The sequence below is a fragment of the Dyadobacter beijingensis DSM 21582 genome, from assembly GCF_000382205.1.
Taxonomy (GTDB): domain Bacteria; phylum Bacteroidota; class Bacteroidia; order Cytophagales; family Spirosomataceae; genus Dyadobacter; species Dyadobacter beijingensis.
On sequence record NZ_KB907791.1, the window covers coordinates 456,477 to 477,226 of the forward strand.

Annotated in this window: 27 protein-coding genes; 20 read left to right on the forward strand and 7 right to left on the reverse strand. The window is 43.9% G+C overall.

What is annotated here, in order from left to right; translation table 11 throughout:
• Window positions 1-63: 63 nt before the first annotated feature.
• The 11 genes from H144_RS0128165 (at window position 64) to H144_RS0128225 (ending at window position 10,619) form a co-directional block, all read left to right on the forward strand.
• Window positions 64-411, forward strand: a complete 348-nt coding sequence (locus H144_RS0128165; RefSeq protein ID WP_157505207.1) for a hypothetical protein — start codon at window positions 64-66, stop codon at window positions 409-411.
• A 4-nt stretch (window positions 412-415) separates the two neighbouring features.
• Window positions 416-1,504: an MBL fold metallo-hydrolase gene (locus H144_RS0128170; protein ID WP_019945473.1), complete on the forward strand. Its 1,089-nt coding sequence runs from the start codon at window positions 416-418 to the stop codon at window positions 1,502-1,504.
• Between the two features lie 110 nt (window positions 1,505-1,614).
• On the forward strand, window positions 1,615-3,084 hold the full coding sequence (locus H144_RS0128175) for a YopA family protein (protein WP_019945474.1): 1,470 nt from the start codon (window positions 1,615-1,617) through the stop codon (window positions 3,082-3,084).
• Between the two features lie 210 nt (window positions 3,085-3,294).
• Window positions 3,295-4,242 (forward strand): abortive infection family protein, encoded by a 948-nt coding sequence (locus H144_RS32715; protein ID WP_019945475.1) that lies wholly within the window; start codon window positions 3,295-3,297, stop codon window positions 4,240-4,242.
• 164 nt (window positions 4,243-4,406) lie between these two features.
• Complete coding sequence (locus H144_RS0128185) at window positions 4,407-5,063, forward strand: hypothetical protein (protein ID WP_019945476.1); 657 nt, start codon at window positions 4,407-4,409, stop codon at window positions 5,061-5,063.
• A gap of 609 nt (window positions 5,064-5,672) precedes the next feature.
• Window positions 5,673-6,572 (forward strand): hypothetical protein, encoded by a 900-nt coding sequence (locus H144_RS0128195; protein WP_019945478.1) that lies wholly within the window; start codon window positions 5,673-5,675, stop codon window positions 6,570-6,572.
• A gap of 539 nt (window positions 6,573-7,111) precedes the next feature.
• The gene (locus tag H144_RS0128205) at window positions 7,112-7,807 is read left to right on the forward strand and encodes a P-loop NTPase family protein (protein ID WP_019945480.1); all 696 of its coding nucleotides are present in this window, start codon (window positions 7,112-7,114) and stop codon (window positions 7,805-7,807) included.
• A complete protein-coding gene (locus H144_RS0128210) occupies window positions 7,800-8,333 on the forward strand; it encodes a hypothetical protein (RefSeq protein ID WP_019945481.1) in 534 nt (177 codons plus the stop codon). Before H144_RS0128205 ends, H144_RS0128210 begins: the two co-directional genes overlap by 8 nt.
• 271 nt (window positions 8,334-8,604) lie before the next feature.
• Complete coding sequence (locus tag H144_RS0128215; RefSeq protein WP_026351065.1) at window positions 8,605-9,264, forward strand: plasmid mobilization protein; 660 nt, start codon at window positions 8,605-8,607, stop codon at window positions 9,262-9,264.
• Window positions 9,261-10,106, forward strand: coding sequence for a relaxase/mobilization nuclease domain-containing protein (locus H144_RS0128220; RefSeq protein ID WP_019945483.1), 846 nt, complete (start codon window positions 9,261-9,263; stop codon window positions 10,104-10,106). Before H144_RS0128215 ends, H144_RS0128220 begins: the two co-directional genes overlap by 4 nt.
• A 54-nt stretch (window positions 10,107-10,160) precedes the next feature.
• A complete protein-coding gene (locus H144_RS0128225) occupies window positions 10,161-10,619 on the forward strand; it encodes a hypothetical protein (RefSeq protein WP_019945484.1) in 459 nt (152 codons plus the stop codon).
• Window positions 10,620-10,667: 48 nt separating this feature from the next.
• On the opposite strand, the gene H144_RS0128230 is transcribed toward H144_RS0128225, so the two are convergent.
• The gene (locus H144_RS0128230; protein ID WP_019945485.1) at window positions 10,668-11,069 is read right to left on the reverse strand and encodes a helix-turn-helix domain-containing protein; all 402 of its coding nucleotides are present in this window, start codon (window positions 11,067-11,069) and stop codon (window positions 10,668-10,670) included.
• Between the two features lie 138 nt (window positions 11,070-11,207).
• Between H144_RS0128230 and H144_RS0128235 the strand changes: the two genes are divergently transcribed.
• The 6 genes from H144_RS0128235 to H144_RS34480 all read left to right on the forward strand — a co-directional run bounded on the left by H144_RS0128235 (window position 11,208) and on the right by H144_RS34480 (window position 14,956).
• Window positions 11,208-12,191, forward strand: a complete 984-nt coding sequence (locus tag H144_RS0128235) for a hypothetical protein (RefSeq protein ID WP_157505208.1) — start codon at window positions 11,208-11,210, stop codon at window positions 12,189-12,191.
• A complete protein-coding gene (locus tag H144_RS0128240; RefSeq protein WP_229208018.1) occupies window positions 12,157-12,627 on the forward strand; it encodes a HEPN domain-containing protein in 471 nt (156 codons plus the stop codon). The genes H144_RS0128235 and H144_RS0128240 overlap by 35 nt, the downstream gene beginning before the upstream one ends.
• A gap of 286 nt (window positions 12,628-12,913) precedes the next feature.
• A complete protein-coding gene (locus tag H144_RS0128245; protein ID WP_019945488.1) occupies window positions 12,914-13,471 on the forward strand; it encodes an antirestriction protein ArdA in 558 nt (185 codons plus the stop codon).
• Window positions 13,472-13,639: 168 nt separating this feature from the next.
• Window positions 13,640-13,960: a helix-turn-helix domain-containing protein gene (locus H144_RS0128250; RefSeq protein WP_019945489.1), complete on the forward strand. Its 321-nt coding sequence runs from the start codon at window positions 13,640-13,642 to the stop codon at window positions 13,958-13,960.
• Window positions 13,961-14,669: 709 nt separating this feature from the next.
• A complete protein-coding gene (locus H144_RS34985; RefSeq protein ID WP_157505209.1) occupies window positions 14,670-14,801 on the forward strand; it encodes a hypothetical protein in 132 nt (43 codons plus the stop codon).
• Window positions 14,798-14,956: a hypothetical protein gene (locus H144_RS34480; RefSeq protein ID WP_157505210.1), complete on the forward strand. Its 159-nt coding sequence runs from the start codon at window positions 14,798-14,800 to the stop codon at window positions 14,954-14,956. Before H144_RS34985 ends, H144_RS34480 begins: the two co-directional genes overlap by 4 nt.
• Before the next feature lie 232 nt (window positions 14,957-15,188).
• On the opposite strand, the gene H144_RS0128255 is transcribed toward H144_RS34480, so the two are convergent.
• From H144_RS0128255 to H144_RS0128270, 4 genes are read right to left on the reverse strand one after another with little or no spacing between them, the layout of a single operon-like run.
• Window positions 15,189-16,385, reverse strand: a complete 1,197-nt coding sequence (locus H144_RS0128255) for an IS256 family transposase (RefSeq protein WP_019945490.1) — start codon at window positions 16,383-16,385, stop codon at window positions 15,189-15,191.
• Between the two features lie 13 nt (window positions 16,386-16,398).
• Window positions 16,399-17,088 carry a hypothetical protein gene (locus tag H144_RS0128260; RefSeq protein WP_019945491.1) on the reverse strand — a complete coding sequence of 230 codons (690 nt, stop codon included), beginning with the start codon at window positions 17,086-17,088 and terminating at the stop codon, window positions 16,399-16,401.
• A gap of 23 nt (window positions 17,089-17,111) precedes the next feature.
• Window positions 17,112-17,498, reverse strand: coding sequence for a hypothetical protein (locus H144_RS0128265; protein ID WP_019945492.1), 387 nt, complete (start codon window positions 17,496-17,498; stop codon window positions 17,112-17,114).
• Window positions 17,499-17,520: 22 nt separating this feature from the next.
• Window positions 17,521-18,204, reverse strand: coding sequence for an Abi-alpha family protein (locus H144_RS0128270; protein ID WP_019945493.1), 684 nt, complete (start codon window positions 18,202-18,204; stop codon window positions 17,521-17,523).
• Between the two features lie 472 nt (window positions 18,205-18,676).
• Here H144_RS0128270 and H144_RS0128280 point away from each other — a divergent pair, with 472 nt between their 5' ends.
• The 3 genes from H144_RS0128280 to H144_RS35190 all read left to right on the forward strand — a co-directional run bounded on the left by H144_RS0128280 (window position 18,677) and on the right by H144_RS35190 (window position 19,983).
• Window positions 18,677-18,907, forward strand: a complete 231-nt coding sequence (locus tag H144_RS0128280) for a hypothetical protein (protein WP_019945495.1) — start codon at window positions 18,677-18,679, stop codon at window positions 18,905-18,907.
• Between the two features lie 34 nt (window positions 18,908-18,941).
• Window positions 18,942-19,163: a hypothetical protein gene (locus tag H144_RS0128285; RefSeq protein ID WP_157505211.1), complete on the forward strand. Its 222-nt coding sequence runs from the start codon at window positions 18,942-18,944 to the stop codon at window positions 19,161-19,163.
• Window positions 19,164-19,770: 607 nt separating this feature from the next.
• Window positions 19,771-19,983: an HNH endonuclease gene (locus H144_RS35190; RefSeq protein WP_084600038.1), complete on the forward strand. Its 213-nt coding sequence runs from the start codon at window positions 19,771-19,773 to the stop codon at window positions 19,981-19,983.
• Here H144_RS35190 and H144_RS0128290 read toward each other — a convergent pair.
• Window positions 19,969-20,412: a hypothetical protein gene (locus H144_RS0128290; protein WP_019945497.1), complete on the reverse strand. Its 444-nt coding sequence runs from the start codon at window positions 20,410-20,412 to the stop codon at window positions 19,969-19,971. The genes H144_RS35190 and H144_RS0128290 overlap by 15 nt on opposite strands.
• 73 nt (window positions 20,413-20,485) lie before the next feature.
• A complete protein-coding gene (locus tag H144_RS0128295; protein WP_019945498.1) occupies window positions 20,486-20,686 on the reverse strand; it encodes a hypothetical protein in 201 nt (66 codons plus the stop codon).
• Between the last annotated feature and the right edge of the window lie 64 nt (window positions 20,687-20,750).

The following is a 20,750-nucleotide window of genomic DNA, read 5'->3' on the forward strand; positions in this document are numbered from 1 at the left end:
TGGGAAACTATTTCCGGTACTAAATTCAAGGTAATCCTTACCACTAATCGAGCGGTAGGTGAAATGAGCGAGGACAAATCTGATGCTCACTTTTATTACGAGATGCCTTCAAAGATAATCTTTGAAGGTATGGGATTGAATTATGCATCTGAGGATGGTTGCTTTACGAATGGAGATGGTCAAGTTGTTGTGATCAATGTAGATCAGACTGGGGTCTTGGTGAGGAGGAAAGAGTTGGTACTGTTTCTCAATAATAATAACTATGATATTATATGGACCTTACTCGGAGAAAAAAATGCTCTAACAGGGTTATCGACGAACAGTGATGCATACTTTAAAGCAATATGCGGAGTCTACCAATTTGAAGGAGATAAGATAATTGGCGATTTATCTATTTTTGAACGTAACTAAAAATATGCGCATTCGATTTTATCAGGTTGACTGTGGTGACGCGGCTAGTATTTTGTATGAAGGCAGTGATGGGAAGGACAACTATGTTTTCGTAGACGCTGGCTACGAGAGGACTTATCGAGAAATTCTCGCTGACGAAATCAAGATTATCGATGCGACAGGTGCTACGATTGATCTGTGGTTGATTTCTCACATCCATGATGATCATATTGGCGGAGCTGTCTCATATGCAAAAGCGATAGAAAGGTGCGATGCCAGGGACATCGTTTCAAATTGGTGGTACAATCATCCCTATAAAGCAATAGGAGATACGAAAGCTCCCAAGTCAACTTTTAATATAAGTGAAGCCAAAAGTTTCGCGCAGAGTGAAAAACTAACCTCCTACCTCCGATCGGCTGGTCGTCTGCCGAAGTTTGATATTGTTCAAGCAATCGATCCCAAATACCATAACGATCTGAAAATCAATATACTGTCACCAACGAAGGATGCTGTAAACAAATTGAGAGAAAAATATGAGAATTCCAGCTTTCTCGACAGGGACTATCATGAGATGACCGCGATTAGTGAGCCGAAAGCAGCGAAAATGAATGACTACTGCCAAACGATAGAGAGCTTTGATTTAGAGGCTTTTGCAGAGGATGTGTCAATCGAAAATGAAAGTAGTATAGCGATTTTGATAGAGCACAGTGGCATACGAATACTCTGGTTGGCCGACTCCCTTCCTAGCATAATTACAACCGCTCTTAGAAATCTTGGATACTCCGAAGGGAACCCATTGCAGGTTGACCTAGTGAAAGTCTCCCATCATGGAAGCCGTGGAAACAATAGCAGCGAACTGTATGATATGGTTCGCTGTGACAAATATATTTTCTGTGGAAGTGGAATCAATAAGCACCAATTGCCTACGAAAGAATGCATGGTGAGAATTCTTAAAAATAAATATAGGGACGTTAGAGACCGATACGAGTTTATATTTACTCACGACAATCCCAGCCTCCGCGGAATTTTTGATGTTGATGAAATTGACATTGTTAAAAACTTAAACTTTACGATGACTTTTTCTGCCTCTAAATATGTCGATTTGCATTTTTAATGTAAGAAGCTACTTATTTGAACCATTATGAATATTGAATACCCGATTAAGTTCAACCAAACTTAAATGACCTTTCGATGATAACTATTTAGTAGTATCGGCAATATAAAATGAAAGATGCGTTATTATTTATGCAAAATTTAGAAATGAAGACATATAAAGCTGTTGAACAATCGAACGTCGTTCGCGACCTAGATGAAGAAATCTCAATTGGTAACTATGTGCTTGATTTAATTCATCCAGACAGAGCAGCTTCGATTAACGTTAAATTGGAATTTCGTACGTCGCCAATTAATCATGTATTCTTATGTGGTACGGTGGTCCCTGGCAAGGAGCCGTTTAGTTTGATGGTTTTGCACGGTAATAAGTATCAGGCATTTGTAGAAGGAGTAAAGGTTGGAAATATAGTGTTGCGTAAGTACGACGAGAAAACAGGTGCGGTTCAGGGAGTATTCCTCGGCGAGACCGTCTTCGGAGACCGGTCGGTCTATGCTGATCGGGCCAGATTTCTTATTCAAAATCTCCGCGAGATTGGAGGGCGTCAAATGGTTTATGAAGATGGCTCCTTTAATGTCGGACACTATACATTTGATGATGGCAAATTCGAAATTCAAATTAGTAGAAATCGAGAATTCAATTTAAAAATGCAAGCTTGGCAGGATTTCGGAGGTGCGTTCTGGGGTTATTCGGGAGAAGTAAAAAAGAAAGGGAGTTCCATTTCATTTGAAGAAGTAAACAAGGTTCTTAAGTCATTTGGGTCATTTCTAACGATGATTAATGGTGCCACTATTTCTCCATTAGTTGTCGAAGGGATTGCGCGAGATGGATCACAGCTCTTGTGGCGAGATTTTTCGGCCTATGCTAATAGTAACGCTATTTTTTCTAACACACACGGTCTCTTGCAATCAAAAACCTATTTGAATCTAAACACTACGTGGCAAAATTTCAGGAAATTGGAGACGTTTCCAAAGGACAAGAGCTTTCTTAACTCTGCTTTGAAATGGTATATCGAGGCAAATTCGAGTACTAGTCTGGAAGCATCTATAGTTATTTCACAAACCTGCTTGGAACTAATTTACAACTGGCTTGTGGTTGAGAAAAGGCAAATGCTTGCAGGCAAAGATGCTAGTAATATTCTTGCCGCAAATAAGCTACGCCTGCTAAACAGCATCATAGATTTCAAAATTGACCTTCGAATGCTTCCCGCGCTTGCAGATGGAGGCTTCCAGAAGAGTCGGGATAAGGACATTTTCAACATCATTGTCGGTATACGCAACGCGCTAGTGCACGGTGAAGAAACGAAACGGGAAAGTATTGAGAGCCTGCTGCCACACGCGCTGCACCAAGCGCGAGAATTACTTCTGTATATGATTGAGATGGCACTTTTGTTTATATTAGGATACGAAGGACGCTATTGTAGCCGGTTCCTGGTCCCAGAGGTAAGAGCTATTGCCAAGTATCCTGTACCGTGGCATCGATTATACGATAAGATCATGTGGAATATTGAGACAGGGAAGTATGACCCGGATCTGGCCAAGGCCGAGACGGATTTGCTTTATGGAGAAGGGAGTCATCTTTAAATGTGAAGTGAATCACCGTTTGCTCAGCTCAAAAGCAGGTTACGGCACATCGCTCTGTGTTTTAGTATATTGAAGAACTTTGATGACAAATCAGTAAGTGTTGGTAGTGCTACTATCTTTCTACCTAAGGAGTTAATGAGCAGGGCTCATTGAAGCGTAGGCTTAGCCAAAATGTAAGCTTTTCGGAATCATGATACCAAGATTTACAAAATGAGTCATAATAAAATTACTACCGTTACCAGAACAAGTATCGCTGATGCCTTGACCGTCGGAAAATTGTGGTACAGCGGAAGATTGAAGGAAGCAGATTTTTTAAACCGGATCTACGATTTGTCGGCGATGCCTTCAACAGATTATAGACCGGAATATAATAATGCTTATAAAGACGTTTATCAACATGCCGATATGAACTTCGGAGACTGGGAACCGGATTGGGTGTTTACCGATGTCCGTTTTAATCTGATGCATTGCGACGATGAGACATATTTAAAGTTTTTAACTGAAACTTTAAATCCGAACGTAAGGCCTGACATTAACGATACCAACAAAGTCGTTGGGATTTATAATAAGTATTTGCAACCAGATGGGTTTCAATTTTATCAGACTGGTGAATTATCTGGAAGACCTGTTTTTTCATGGACGAGAGATGGGATCAGCCAGACCCGGCTGGTCGCTAAGGCCGTTGAGATCAGAAAGTATATTGATACTGACTATGTGAACAAGAAGATCGAGCAGATGAATAAGGCTATCCCCAACGACACAGATGTCGCCATCGGTACCGGTAAAGAATTGTTGGAGATCATTTGTAAATCTATATTGAAGCAAAAGAATGTTGATATTGATAAAGGTTGGACACTCCAACAACTCATAAAGCACACAACAAATATCCTGGATTTCAAGCCAAAAGAAGCTGATCAGCCGGATGCTGCCGAACGATCCATAAAACAAGTCTTAGGCGGTATAGCAACAATTGTCCAGGGGGTAACGGAGCTAAGAAACGCTTATGGTTCCGGGCATGGTAAGGATGCCGAATTTAAAGGATTAGAGAGTAAATATGCTAAATTATATGTTGGTGTTGTTGCTGAAATCGCTATTATCTATCTTGCCACAAACGGCGAGACTGTGATGGTCGAACCTATCAACCCGTCTATTTTGTAGCCTGGCGGCCTTTGAAAAACCATAAGGTATTTATCATTATGGTGGGACATGAACAGTGCCATTAAACATAACGTCAAGGCGGGCAGTCACTTACGCGAAAATGATTCAAATTAGCTGATGCATAGGCGCGTTTTATTGTAAGTATATCAAATACCAACAGAATTATGATCGATGAACTAATTGATTTTCATAAAAAAGAACTGAACTTCTACTACCTAGTCACCAGGAAAAATAAAACCTGGCAGACCGCTCTAATAAATGCATCCTTTGCATTGGCTTTTATTTTTTATTCTCTTATGTTATTCATGGGCGAAATCTGGTATGGTGTGTGGGCAGGCGTTTGTCTCGTAGTTGCGGCGTGCCTGGCCAAAGTGTTTAACACTATGACCATTAAGAGGCTTTATCCGGAAGTTTATACACCTTGGTATCAACCCTTCCCACGCTCGGCATTTAATGACATGATACTAATGAAATTCAGAAAGCATGTGGAGGACAAAAAATGGGATGATAAAAAATGGGACATGATACAAGCTGCTGTCGCCAGTGTGGCGGAAAGGCAAAGGATGTCGCTTATTATTTATATATCTGCGGTAGCCGCGCTCATTTTGCCTGTCTGGGGCATCTATGCTGTTAAAATGATAAGCAAATTCGACAACCCTCCCTATGACCTGACAAAGGGATTTGTGACTATGATCATGCTGATTATTGTTATGGCCATCATACCCATGCAGGTTGCCTGGATGAGGGATCACATTTTCAGTAACTATGGAAGATTGACTAGGTTCAACAAACTTATAACGGATTTCAGGCTGCTTGTTTAGCTTTCGGAAAAATCAGGCGGTGGCTGGTAGATTAAAGTAGTTTTTTGTCGATTGTCAGCATTTCGGAATTTCTATCAGAGGGAACCCGTTCCGGATGGGCTTGATAATTTGTTCAGCTCGAACAGTTTCATTGAACTCAGTGCTCTGAGCTAGGGGAAGTATGATAAGAGCTTTAATGATGTGCCCGTTCTCCCACGCTTCCAATTTAACCGAGCAGGAAGCTGATTCAAAGCGGCGCACTCTTGAATGATAGCCGATAAACGCATGAGATTGGTAAAACCAACTTCAAACCGTCTCATAATCTGGGGGGCTTAAAACTACTGATTTCCAGCTATCAAAATTGGGTGTATTTTGGGTACAGCTAAAAGTTGTACTTGAAGAGCGGTGATTTCGGATGTTGTTTTGTCAGGTTTTCGGATGATGAGAAATTGCAAATATACCCGCGTTGGTCACCCGACAAGGCTGCTTAACGCATTATCAGACCGTTAGTCAAGTTTTTTGGCTTGTTAGTACGAAGTATTTTTGGCGAAAATCGATACATGTGTATTTTTGAAACGGCGCCTGGAAGTGCCCGGTGTTCATCTAGTATGACTTTAAAGATATGTGGGAATGGTACTTCATGCTAATGAGCGATATCCGCTCGTAAAATTTCTTTTTGACGAGCTATCCGGTAGCTTTTTCGAAAATGAGCTAACATGGTTAAACAGGCTAGTGATTCTTTATCACAACAGAAAAACATTGTCGATTCGTGATGACCACGACAGCTTCCTTCAAGATTTTATCTCAAAAAACAAGAACTCCTCTTTTTTTGACATTCTTAGGTCGCAGGCAGCTCGCCAATCTATGCGGACCACTCGGGCAAGATTAAGCTATTTGCTGACGAACAACGCGAGGCTGGTAGAGGATCTTCTCCATCGAGATGATTATGGTTTGCCGAAAGCCAGGTTTGAGACAATTGTCCAAATATATGATTGGCTGAAAGGTGTACCTTATGACGTCGACCTGAAAACAGGCTTAGACCTGGAGGCCTGGAAACAAGAGATACGTGATAGGTATCCTAACATATTAGAGAGAACTATTTTGCGGCCCCGCAAAAATGCACTCTTTCAGAATGAGGAAAGGACCAGAAATTTTTCGGACCTGTTTATGGGAATTGATCAGCAAGAGCGCGAAGCAAAATTTGAGAAGCTGCTCGGATGCCTGACGGAAGCCGATTGGATTGCGCCAGCGGATATGGCCGGAAAATTTCAGTTACGAAAATCGGCTCACGGAGGTAGGCTTTGGATAGCGGCTCTTTACTATGCATTGTATCAAAAACAGCACATTAAAGAATCTCAGACGGCATCTACCATCGCAGGCCTCTTTAACAACTGGCTCATTCATCCTTTTTCAAATGAATCGTTCGAGAAGGTATTCCAGCCTGAGGAGCAAGCAAAATTCGCAGGGAAGGGCAACCATCAACGCGGAAGGTATGCGCAGGAATGCTTCCTGCTGATCCAAAATCTGTAATAATAGGAACTCCTGATCATTTTTGTTCTTTTCATTCCGGCCGGAACATCAGGATCGTTTTTGCAGACCCCAGTAGCTCATTTTTGTGGCATGTTCAACTAAACAGCTACGAAAATGAGCTACTGTAATTCAAGACCTCCCGGAAAGCGATATACTGCTACTCCGGCTGTACATTTCTTCTTCTATTTTCAAAAGCTATGGCGGCCATGGAAGAGGATATAAAACATTTGAGATATCTCTTTCAGAAAGCAGATGTTAAAAGACGTCGAAAGCTCTACGAATGTTTCTCCGATATCTTCGACTCACAGAACTCGTATGTAATCACCGTTGAAATACTCAACGACAAGCTGGGTGCTTCGGTTGTCTCTCGAGCTGATGTGAAGTACATCAGGGCGCACTGCAGCAAGTGGCAGAAGCCGTCAACGCCAGAGCAACCCACAATTGCTCCCGCGCAAAAAAGGACCGTGCCGAAAATCAAGTGGACTGATCCAGACCAGGCACCAGACCCAGCATCTTAGAACCAATAAACCAACTGACCAATGAAAAGACTACATTTCATTACCCAAGCCAAAGGCGGCGTGGGCAAATCGCTACTAATGTATTTGCTCGCATTAAAGCATTACCAAAATCCCAATTATCTGTTCATCGATCTGGACGCGTCTTCATTTACAAGCCAGCGCCAGTTGCAGTTCGTAAGTCCGAAACAGTTTCGTAGCGTGAGCCTACTCGATGAAAGAGCGGTACTCGTCCGCGATAATCTGGTCGAGTATCTGGAATTGATCTCAACCTCACCATTTAGCGAGATATATGTCGACATGGGAGCCCCGGAGAGTGAGCAGCTTCCGGCACTCATTGAATTCGATCTGCCGCTTCGCGAATTCGCAGAGGAATTGGGTTTAGAAATCCAGTTTCATATCGTTGTGGCGGGCGCCGGTGCTTACAGTCCTTCGGTAGAATTTCTGAAAAAAATGATGGCCGTCGCGGGCGAGTTCAAGATCATAGTATGGCAAAACCTGTCGAGCTTTCGAAAGTTTGCAGAGCTATCGAAAGAGCTCAAAGAGAATTGCCAGTTGATGCAATTACCGTTCAGGCAATTTGGCGACTTCGAAGTGGGTTCCTATCTAGGGGCCAAGATTCTGTCAGGAACGCGAAGAGGCCTATCACTTGAAGAGTTTGAAACAGGCCCTAGGCTCAGACTGAAACGCGAACTTCATTTCAATATTAGCCATGACTGAACAGGAATCAAATCTTTCGGAAACACTTAGCCGTATCAAGGCAGAGTACCAGTCGCGATACGGGATGGATATGGACGAATGGTCTGCGGTGATGATGGCAGATAACCAAAAAGCTTTCGATGAAATCCGACACTGGCTAGCTAGACATTTTGAAGAGGCCAGAAAGCTTCGGGCTACTTTCAAAGGGTCAATCAAGCAAGTAACGTTTGCCTCGGACAAACAGGCTTTTCTATATAGCTTGGGCCGTCTTATTCCGCCATCGGTTTGTGCGTTAGTTCTTGGGATTTGTTGTTACGTATACATGAGTACGTACAAGGATTATCAGGAGCTGGAAAGGTTAGTGGATGCTTATGCTAACATGCCACTTTACGAACAGATCGTCGTCGATGGTCAACTAACCAAAGAAAAAGGCGTGACATATCTGGTGTTAAGCCCAGCAAAAGCGGGCAAACATCGGATTGGCAAGACCTATGAATATGATTCACGAAACAAAGTCGTCAAAGTACCCTTAAAACGGCAGCAATGATCAACAGTAGGCCATTTTGATCCTTAATTTGATCTCTAATAGGAAATAGTGAGAAATTTTGGATCAGAATGGGCCATCCTGCTCCACTTTAAGCTAAGTCAAAAGCCATTTTAAGAACTTTTGAGCTGGAATCAGCATGCGCGGTGGTTTCCTCCACAGCCAGCTATCGCCGGTACGTCGCGAAATGCGACTCCCCGGCGGGAGCTGGCCATGGGAAAACCCCTGGACCCCTGCTATTCGCCTCCGGCTCATAGCTAATCAAAAAAGACACATGGAAAATCAGAAACAAAAAGGCAGACCGCCGAAGGAAAAAGGCACTGCCAAAAGGGAACACTTTTCAGTATGGGCGAGTGCTGATCAGAAAAGACAAATTAATGAGCTCATTGAAAAAAGCGGGCTTTCCGCCAGTCAATATTTCTTGACCTTGGCGCTTGATGTGCCTTTTAAAAGGCCACAAAAAAGGGCGCTACCCAAGGCAACTGCCGAGATGGTCAGGGTGCTCCAACAGCTTTCGGGCGTTTTGTCGCTGGCAGCCCTGAAAACCAAGGGACACCAGATTCTTACAGACCAGTGGCAGCAGAGTAGCCAACGGGTCAGGCTTCTTGCGGATCTGATCACCCTTTGGGTGTTTGAAAGCTTTGAGATCCGTAGCATACAAAAAGCTTTCGACGAGCTGCTTAATTGCTCAAATGAGCTCAGCTTTTATCTTTCTCAAATGCTGCCTGAAACCGAAGGCAAGCATCAGCTGCTTCTTAGATGCAGTGCGACCAGCCGTATGACCAGTGATTTGAAGCAAAAATATGAGGACTACTATTCGCAGCCACTTGAAGAGCTAGGACCGCTTTGGAAATCAGGCGAAACCGACGCCCTTTCCGTTCACGCTGAGATTGAAAAAGCTGTAATTGCAACCCTGAAAAAGATGAGGTTATGATTGGGAAGGCGACACTCGGCAGCTACGCCAAAGGGTTGATTGAATATTGCTATTACGACAAGCATGTCTCCGCGAAGATGCGGCAAAGCCTGGATGAACAGGAGGTCCGAGGAGAATTGGTTTATATCCAGAACCTGGGGATCAAAATGCAGGCAGACGGGAAGTTAGACCTGGACTATTTGATCAAACAGTTTAACCGTAATCACATGCAAAATACGAACCTGAAAAAGTTCATGTGGCACCAGTCATTTAGTTTCGCGCCGGGCGAAAAGCCTGGCAACGAAACGATCGCCGAGATATCCACGGAATTTGCAAAGGAGTTTGGATTTGAACAGAACCAGATGCTGGTTTTCAAGCATGAAGATACGTCGAATGTGCACTTTCATATCGTCGCAAATCGAATTAATTTCAATGGCCAAAACACTTCAAAGCACTTTCACAACTACGCCAGAACCGGAGAATTCTGCCGCAGAATGGAACAACGTCTTGAATTAATCCAGGCACCGGAAATGAGGATCAATAAGCGGCTCGGGCTTGAAAATGTGCTGACCGACATGCAGCATCTGAAACTCAAATCATCCGTTGACCAGCTTTTAAATACGGCAGCATCGATCAATGAACTCAAAGCGAAATTGTTAACCCAGGGGTACAAAACTTATGTTGGAAGAGGGATCGCATTCTATCATATGCGGAAAAATATAAAAATTAAGGGCTCCGACTTAGGGCGGAGCTATTCGCTCGCCGCCATTGAAAAGCGGCTAGCTCGAAATATCGGAATCGGGATTAAGGAGGAGTTGCAGCAACAGCAAAAAAGGCAGAAAAAGCAGGGCCTGGGCATTTAAGTGCCAGTTTCTAGGCAGAATGAGTTATTTTAGCCCAAAGTAACCTATAACACCATGAAACTGAAAGCTATCAAATTCTTTTCCCCAGAGGAAAACGTTCCCGAACTCAAGGCCGCCGCAAAAGCAGCGCCGCTTCCGACTGGTTACATTTCCAATTCAGGCAAGCTTGTTTTTCCGGCGGCTGCGCTTCGCGAATTGGGAATAGATCCGGAGTCAGCCAATTTTAAAATCGGGACACAGGAAGGAAAACGTAAAATTAAATCCGTATACCTCGTTCCGGCTACCAATTCGGATCAGACATTTTCGTTCGAAAAAAGTGGCCGGGGGCACGTAATCCCGCTGGCTATTATATTGAAAAAAGGCGGAGTTGATTTTGAAAACCAAAAGCTGATTTTCAAAATCTCGACTTTTGATTTCGATCAGTCTACCAAAGGATTCGAGCTGGCTATTGAGACAGAAGTTCCAAAGCCTGAATACACGGGCAAGCCGCGCGGGAGAAAGCCTCGTCAGTAGGTAGATTCCCATTATAAACAAAGAAGCCGCGTCAACGCGGCTTCTTTGTTATTGCTTGTTTTTAAGTAGCTCAACTTTTTCTCGCTCGCTTTCAAGTAGTCTCTCATAAAGCTTTTTGTTTTCTTCGAAAAGTTCAACCAACTTATCTATCGGGTTAAACGTGGGGAAATAATTGAACAGTGAACCATTATCATGGTTGTTAACTGTATTTCCGATGATGTTAAACACAGCGTCTTCGCTAAAATTTTTGATCCCTTCAGCAGGAACGCCAAGGATCTTACCGATCTGTTCAAGCAATTCTTGATCAACAGTTTCACTCTGTTCGATCTTCGACACCGTTTGCTGACTGACCTTCAGTTCGTGTGCCACGAACTCCTGTTTCAGTCCGCGCAGTTCACGGATGCGTGAGATCTTATGACCAATATGATTGGGTTTTGTTGCTGTGCTCATGGTTACAAATAAAGGAAATATCTGCGCTAAGGTCAACAGGCAAGAGGAAGTGTTTTACCAATGACCAAAGGTAGTATACAACTTGTTGTGGTTCGGTACGCGGAGTCGGAGCTTCTTTTTTGTCAAAAAAAGAAGCCTATGGAGACTGTAAACTTAACAACGAGCGAAAATCGGGGCTCGAGCGAGCAGAAGCTTGCCGATGCTCGTGATCTGATCGCAGAATTCTTTCACGCGACTGATCTTGAATTCGTACGTATCGAACTGTGGCAATTCCTAAAAGCAGTGACGACGGAGAAACCTTTTTCATTCCTGGGTGATCCGTCAACGGTGCTTTGCCTGCAAAGGCATCTACAAAAGATCATTAAGGCTTGTAGGTTGCTGTTAGACGTTGCTGAGGAAGATGGAATCGACTTGAACACCAGTGATCTTCAGCCTTTCAGTCATGCACAAATTGAAGCCGATCGGCAGTATATGCGGGATGTCCGGGAACTCAACGACAGGCATGGAGGCATGATCCGTAGGTTATCGCTCGCTGAGACCGAGCAGCCTCTTCTGGCGATCAAGCGCGTTTTTAATACTTACGGCTATGACCAGTGGCAAGATATTCTGGAAGACTGGGTGGAGTATGGATTAAGCAAAATGAGTATTTGCGAAGCTACTGGCGAGTGTGCCGAAATCATTCAGTACGAGCTGTTGGAATCACTTCTCGAAGCCGTTTACCTGATTTCAAGAAACGATCAAGGGATTCCATTTCAGAAACGCTGCCTTGGGAAGCTGGCGGCGAGCAAAGCCATCATAGAATTACTAATTGCAGCATTCGACCCACTTCTGATATTTGAGGTCAAGCATCCCGCGCCTGACTCAACGGAGCAAAAACCGTACAGGGATCTGCTGATTGTGTTTGCCGATGATAATCAAAAGACCTTCAAAGAGCATCAGCCCATCGTTGAGCTGTTTAGTGCAGGTAATGAAAAGCTCTGCTGCTCAGTCCACAAATTGTCGGATATTCATCAGGCGCTTACCAGCGGACAAGTATATTTCGCTTTGGCTTGTACCCCCCGAAGACTTGGTATACCAACGGAGTGCTATGCCATTACCAAAAATGCTACCGGAAACCATTAGCCAATTGATCGAGAAATCAAAGCACGCTTTTGCGACGGGAGTGAGCAAAGCCAGAAAGTTTTTTGAGGGGGCACAGTATTACCAACAAGCAAATGAATATGCACTATCGATGTTTATGCTGCAACAAGCTGCTGAAACGACATTTCGCAACACTGCAATTGCGCTCTACGGAAGCGAACGGCGCACGCATTCCATCAGATCACTTAAAAGGTTTAACCATAGATTAGCTCCTCAATTGAATGAGATCTTTCCTGGCGGTTCGCCAGATGAGGAGCGGCTTCTACAGCTTTTAGAAGACGCATATCTCGGGGCCAGATACAATCCGAACTATCAGGTCGGCGAACAAGATCTTCATTCAATTTCATCTCGGGTGTTCCGCTTGCTGGAATTAGCCGAAGCGGTTTTCGAAGATCGAATAGCTGCAATCAGAGTTTAGCGGGAGAGGTGACTACATGCCTTTTTTTAAGTTGCTCGGATTGCTGAAAAGAATCACTAAAAGATGCGTTCAGTGCAAACGAAAGTTACAAAGCAAAAAATGACGGTTGCAAGCCTGCACTACGTCATCCGGCTTTTTAGCTGGCCGCATAACTGCCAGCCGCACCTTAAACCGCCGGATGGCCCTGCAACCAAGGGGACAAGCCCCGTCATTTTTTCATTGAGTGGAAGGCAGCGATTGCCCTGAGCACAAAGCCAGGCCTTAGCTACTTAAATGCCTTTCAATCATGAGAAATCTCGAAAATGCTCCAAAAATCTATGTTGGAACCTACGGTCAGTACAACAATGGATCGCTGTTCGGTAAATGGTTTGACCTGACCGAATATGCTGATCTCAAAGAATTCCTGCAAGACTGCCACGAGTTTCATCGTAATGAGTTCGATCCCGAACTAATGTTCCAGGACTGGGAAAACATCCCGGATTTTTTGATATCAGAATGCAGCCTTCACAAAGAAGCTTTCGCCTACTTTGAGGCCACCGGTGAAATGGACCATGAGACTGCCGAAGCATTCGAGATTTACTGTAAACAGATCAACTATTGGCCATCTAACGGGTACGAACTACAAGACCAGCTTGAGAGCTTTCGGGAAAGCTACCGGGGCTTCTTTGGCGGATCGATGAAAGATCCAGAGCTTGAATATGCCTACCAATACATTGAGGAGACAGGCTTGCTGTTAGGAGTCCCACGGGCTCTCGAGCGTTATTATGACTACGAAGCTTTCGCGAAAGATTTATTTCTGGATGGCTACTGTGCCTACGAAGGCCATGTATTTGCTGATTATTGAATATAAAAGTGCGGTTCGATGCCGTTGGCATTGAACCGCACTTTATTCTTTTTGTTCCACCGGGAAAAAGAGGAAGCAAGTATCTACTGCTGACTATTATTTTCCGACCAAAGACATCGTTGCTACGCGCAGTCGATGTTTTTGATTGTTAACGTAAATTAATGAGCAATGGAAAAGAAGGGCAAGCAAACTGAGGAGAGTTCAGCGTTATTCACGCATCAGTTAGTCACTTTGGCGGATCTGGAAAAGTTTAAGGAGCAAATACTGACTGAAATAAGAAGGCTGCTTGCAGGTGGTGGCGCTAAGCATTCCAAGCAATGGCTCAAATCTCGAGAGGTTAGGAAGTTGCTTGATGTATCGCCCGGCAAGCTGCATGCTATGCGCGTCAGCCGCCAGCTCAGCTTTATGCGGATCGGCGGTGTGATTTATTATGAGCGGGCAGATATCGACAGAATGTTCGAAAAGTTTAAAACCACGGCGATCAAATGAAGCATGAATGGTGCTCCGCAGGTTATGGAAGCCAGTGTCCCCCTGACGAAATTCACGTCAGGGTTTATTTCTTGCAGCAGGGTGCGACTCAGGAAGAAGCAACTAGATTTTTGGATAACTACCAGGCGAAACTGTGGAAGACAAGGAATGGTTCGATTGTTCGAAATTGGAAACGAAATGCCTGGTGCTGGATCTGGTATCGTTAAGCTAAATTTGCGAGCTGTGTTATTTCCCTCAGTACCCTATCTGTATCCCTCTCTTCTTAAACAGAACAACTTCATTGCGAGGTAGCAATCTTCTAGGCAGTTCCTTTCTTTGCGCATGGAGACGACATTAAGATAGCATTCCCGGCCATCCAATGTCTCGCGCGAGCCGCGCTCCATTCAGCTGGGCGAAACGCATTTTGCCTGGTCGTTTAGCTGGGTCAAAGTCAGGTGGCAACGCAAACTCGAGCCATTTAAATGAGTTGCGTTGGTCTGCGGTAAATATGTTGGTATGGCAGTTAATGATTGTCATCTAACACCCCAGCGTTAGTTCCTTATTTGGCGGCGGGTACAAACAGAAGCGTTTCCCATCGAAGAAGTACAAGGCATGGAAAGCAGCCTGCCCCCAGTTAGAGGCCGCAGGAATAACTACGCCCGTACACATCCATTACACATTCGCGTGGCCGTGTCGCCGTAAACGTGACGCGCAATCGTACTTCAAAGCAGTGACTGATTATTTGGTAAGCCAGGGCGTGATAGCCGACGGCAACTACGAAATTGTTGACAGCGAATCATGGGATAATGTAGGAGTGGACAAAACGAAACCACGTGTAGAAATAAGGATCACGAAGAAATGACCACGAAAGAAATAAAATACCACGACGCACGGCGCGGCGAAGTGAAGCTGAATAACACCCGACAGCGCCGGAAACAGCCTTTTCCGAAATTATATGCAAACAACCCGGAAGATTACGATCTCTCGGAGAGTCACGAAGACAGATCAAGGCTGTGATGGTTGATTTGAACATGACAAGATTGCAACAAACATTCATCTGCAGTATCTACTGTGAAAAATACAAACGTTATCGATGCAAAGCTGCGGTAGATGTTTTTGCACAAAGTAATATCGGCTATCCCTTACTCGAACATTTTTGATCCTGAGTCGGCAATTGTTGCAAGGTTGGAAAGCACCGACGGGACTATCGCATTAACTGTGTAAACTTTCAATCGGGGCTGGGTAGAACTTAAAGCCTGACCCTATCTTCAAAAATAGTCAAAAACTGATTCAGGATCATGCCCCAATTCCGAATGGGCATGGTCCATTTTTTAGAAGCCTCTCTGAGCGCCAGATAGACAGACTTCAATACTGCATCATCATTGGGGAAGGAGAGCTTGTTTTTGGTGTATTTCCTAATTTTCCCATTCAGGTTCTCGATCAAGTTAGTGGTGTAAATGATCTGCCGGATTTCCAATGGAAAATCAAAAAATACGGTCAGTTCATCCCAATTCTGCCGCCAACTTTTAATGGCGTAAGAGTATTTGCTATTCCATTTCGATTCCAGACTTTCCAAGGCAACCAGAGCTGCTTGCCTGGTGGGAGCGGCATAGATATCCTTCATATCGCGGCTGAACTCTTTTTTATCCTTCCAGACCACATACCGGCAACTGTTGCGGATTTGATGAACCACGCAGATCTGAGTTGCGGATTCTGGAAACACAGACCGGATCGTTTGGGTAAAGCCGTTTAGATTGTCGGTGGCCGTGATCAGAATATCCTGCAATCCGCGGGCCTTCATATCAGTTAATACGCTCATCCAGTAGGCCGCAGACTCGCTTTTACCCAGCCACATGCCCAAAATCTCCTTGTAGCCATCCCGTTTAAGACCGACGGCGATGTAGATTGTCTTGTTGATGACCTTGCTGTTTTCGCGCACTTTGAAGACAATCCCATCCATCCAAACAATCAGGTAGACTGGCTCCAAAGGTCGGTTTTGCCAGCTGACAATATCCTCAGCTATCCGGGAGGTAATGCGGCTAATTGTAGAAGCCGAAACATCAAAATTGTAAACATCCTTGATCTGCTCTTCAATGTCGGAGACGCTCATTCCCTTAGCGTACAGCGAGACGATTACCTCTTCGATGCCATCAACCATATTTTCCCGCTTGGGGACTATCATTGGATTAAAGCTTGCATCGCGGTCGCGTGGAACGCTGATCTCGGATTCGCCGTAGCTGGTCCTGATTTTCTTTTTGCCGTAGCCGTTACGCGAATTGCTGTTGGCCGATTGTTCGTGCTTGTCGTAGCCTAAATGCCCGTCCAACTCACCTTCCAGCATCTTCTCGATGCCACGCTTCTGCAACTGGCCCAGAAAGTCATTGAGTGCGTCGCGGCTCTTGAATTGCTTTAAAAAATCATCGGTTAAAAGATCCTCTGGTCTCATAAGCTGTGTTTTGTTAAAAATAAAAAATCGGGATCATTAACCCCGATTTTTCACTTACACAGTTTTTGAGATAGTGTCGCACCGACGCATATTCCTGAATGTTTTTCTTGAATCCAGTAAATTTATTGTTGTCGTTCTTATCCTCTCGTTCAAGTTTTTCGACTTCCCACAGCAGTTTCTCAACTGTCTTTTGAAAAAGCTCAAACTTCCCATAGAAACCACCTTGCTGTATAAACTCGTGGGCTTTGACTTTGACCAAAAGTGACACGGTTTGCCTATCCATAGTCCTGTAGCCTTCAAAATCAATCAAACCAAGGTCTGAGAAATGGTGAAGAATAGAATATAAGGCGTCTCCAGCAAAACCATGTATCGGTTCATCTATTTCAAATATAGCAGGACTTCCGGGTGATAAGTTTTCCGCGAGATACTGAAGTACTACATCTTGGTCTTGGGCTGTAATCAGTGTTGTATTTTTTCTGGTGTTAGAAAATTGATCGCGCCGCTTGATCCCAGCCGAAGTTAAAATAGCCGAAGTCGGATAATCAGCCTCATTGGAGTAACCCGGCCATGCCAAATCCATATGTTCCAATAATCTCAATTTCGGTCCGATTTCTTTTTCCCACAACTCATCATCAATACCCTGTTGCTTTTGTATTTGATCAGCCCCATCGAATAAGGCCAATGCAGTTTCGATATTTATCATGCTAATTGAAGTTGTAGAAATTGTTAAGCAGGTAGAATTTTGCTTAGGTTGCCAAGACTTTTGAAAAATCTATTATCCGCCTCGTCATTGCCCTTTTCGGTGCGAAGGAATCCAATGATCTCACTTATTTTGGGAGAAAAATTTGGTGTTAGTTCTCCATGCCAAAAAGAATAGGTGAGTTGATTAAGAATTGCTCTTACATCTTGTTCTCCGTAATTTTCATGCCAATCGTCGTGAAATAGTGCCCAACTGAAATTATGTGAGCGGAGGGAATCTATATCTTCGATGAAATGGATACCGGTTTCAATCTGGGGGTCATTAAACCTAAACCTATCTTTAATAAGATCGCGATATCCCTCATCGAGTGAAGACTTTGGCGCAAAGACTGCTATGTTTAAATGTCTCTTCATTATCTGTTAAATTTTTATTTAATCAGCGTCTACTAGAATGTCTCAGTACCTTTTCAATGGGTGTGGGGACATTGCGTTGACAAGCGTCAAGAAAATCGTCTCCGAATTCCGTTAATTCATATTTCCCAGTTCGCTTGGTTTTTACAGTATTGCTTATACTTCCCGATACATCTTTTTTGTTGTTGTAGGTTTGTTCAATAACTTCTTCAATCAGCGACAGCCTAACGAGATTGTTGGCCTCCTCATCTGTATACGGGCAGGGGCCATCGCCATCACTATATCTCCATAAAGACGGTCGCTTGTCGGAGCGAAGAAATTTCAGGATTCTCACTTCACTCGACGAAAGTTGCCTGAGAATTGACGGGTAAACAACGACAGAAAGGTTTCTCTTTGAATCCACATAATTTACGAACATGTTGGCCCAAAGATCCTGTAAATCATTGTCTTCCTCGAGATGAATTCCTTCCAGCATCGGAATAAGAACCTTCGTATCTATATCCTTTGGCTCCACCTCTTCGTCAATCATGATTGTTTGCACTTTCCCGGCGGTCAATTCCCAGTTTCGATTCATTGACTCCCTCTTGTGCCTTACGATATCTCCAAGAAGTTGGCCGAATTCCTTGGCAGAAGGTGCCAATAGCAGTTTCGCCCACTCGTTCGCCATCTTGACGATCTCTACTCCGCCTTTAACTTCTTCTGGTGTCATTTTACAAATTTTGGTTATAAAATACCCCGGCAGTTACATACCGGGGTGAAAAAAATGACATTTTCCCAACCTACAATCGGGATTTTGCCGCTCGACGTGAGGCGGTCAACTGTCCAACTACCAGATAGTCTTCGGATATGCTTTCGTAAACGTCTGCATATCCATACTGGCCTAATAAAACCAGTGCTGGACCGATTTTCCGTTGCCAAACATCATTTGGAAAGTTTTCCTTTTCTAGGATATCTCCAACTTTGAAGTATCCCAAAGCTTGACTAATGTTAGTCATTGTGTGTGTATTATTTAAATTGAAAAAAATTAACATCAGTACATCAACATGTTTTATCTTATTTTAGTTCGTATATAGGTAAAGTTTTCTTTTTTACGTTGACAATAGCGTTTAAAATAGATAATTTATCTACAAGCAGTGGACTTGTGACATCATTTGTCGCCTTCCATATGGGCGGACGCTATAATGAAGCTGACCAAAGCGCAGATCAAGGTTATTGATAAAGCTAGAACAAACCCGGTCGTGGAGACTTTGGAAGCCGACGGCAGTAAGACATACAGGTCTGTGGATGGCAAGAACATTCGATCCGACCTGTTTGGGCGATTACTAATTACAGGCTTATTGGTACCTCAAAATGATGGGCTGTTTGCAGGATTTAGCCAAACTTATTTAGCGGTTAATGAAGCAGTCGTGTAATGCCAGTATTGCAAAATACCTAATTTTTAATGCAATGGATTGGATAACAGGAAGAAACCCAGAAGTTAGCGGCACCTATTTGGTATCGTCAGAGTTTTATGTGGCAAACGGAAAAAGAGTTTTCCCATACGTGGCTTACTATAATGAGGCGGACGAAAAGTGGTATAAGTACAATCCTTTTTCTGAAAAGCTGTTTGATGAGCCTATGGAATCCCCTGTTCTTGGCTGGATAGAAGTTTCAATATTGATAATGTAAATTCTTGCGTCCAAGGAAGGTTTGTGTATTATAAGAAAAAAGCCCCGGTTTGTTGTGACAGTCTCGAGGCGACTAACTGCAGTTTTCCGGCAGCAGTTAGGTGATAAAGGTATAATAGTGCCGATCACCAATTTTGTCAACACCCCCATTTAGTTTGTTGTGTCACTCAGCGTTGTCGGTTCCGTCTACTGAAAACCGTCTATCCGTGGGGGTCTTTACTTCGATGGCAAAGGAATTAAGCAGCCGGACGCCAGATGATGAGATTTCCGCCCCGTTCAAATGCCCGCTTAGGCTATGGACGCATCCAGACGGCTAAACTGATGTTATCGCCAACGGATCGAGCAGTGCTCAAACAGTTGGATCAGGCGGATTGAGGCACCGATGACCTTTTTGTAGTCAGCTAAAATATGGTCTTAATGTCTAGTCTGGGTGTACACGGAGGAAGTTAGCCCCGAGAGGGAACCGTCTATTGTTCTGGTATCAGGATAATAGCGGAAAGCGGAGTATTAACTGAACTCAGGAGATAGCCCTGAAAGACAATTTCCATAAATCAGACGCATGGTATAAACTTCGATATAGGGCGCTGAGAACGTACGGCCCGAAATGTATGTGCTGCGGCTTAACGCCACCGAGAGCGAAAATGCACGTCGATCATATCAAGCCCAGGTCGAAGTTTTCGAGATTGGAATTGGATATAACCAACCTGCAAATCCTGTGTCAGTACTGCAACATTGGTAAGTCAAACCTTTACGAGGATGACTGGCGACCATGGAACTGGCGTGAATTACTCCGACGGTTTCGAAAGTCAATTCATGTATGAACCCCTATAAACCAGTTTCTTGCCGGAGTAATCAAATGTTACAACAGTTTCATCGTCTTCCTTTTTTATGCAGATCTCACAGCGGTCGCCGTAGCTGTCCTTTGCTTTTAGGCCACACATCGGATCGTACTGATTGCCAGATATTATGGTGTATGTGAGGGATGTACCGTTGTTAAAGTCGAGTTCCCAATTGGTGGACGTCGGATCAACGGTAAAAGTCGCTGGCTTCACCAAGTCCTTACCGAGGCATTCCGTCAGAGTGAAGCGATACACCTTACTACTGCTTTCGGGCGATGTTGGTGATGACTGTGAGGCGGTGGACTTGACAGGCTCGGGTTTATCGCCGCAATATTTTAATAGTTGGACGAAAATGATGACGAGCAGTATCCTGATGACCCACTTGCCAGCCGAAGAATTGCTTTCAGCCATAACGATAGAGATTTTTGAGGGAGAGGTATTTAATGATTACACGTTCAAGGCGCAAGAATACGAGCCGTTTAACTCATTCTATAATTTCGACAAATGACCAAGTATCATAGCGACGGGCATCCTCCTTGTTCCAAGGGCGGCACACCAACTTCACTTTGTACGTTTTGCCGTTTGTATCTTCGATAGCCTCTATTCTTTCTTTGCCCCATTCTGGATTAGGATCAGCAATGCCAGCATTTTTTACAGCTTTTCTGATAATGTCGTTTTGGCTCATACTTTCGGTAATTATTTTGTGGTATGATAAAGCACTGTTAGAAGGGATACTATAAAGAAAACGC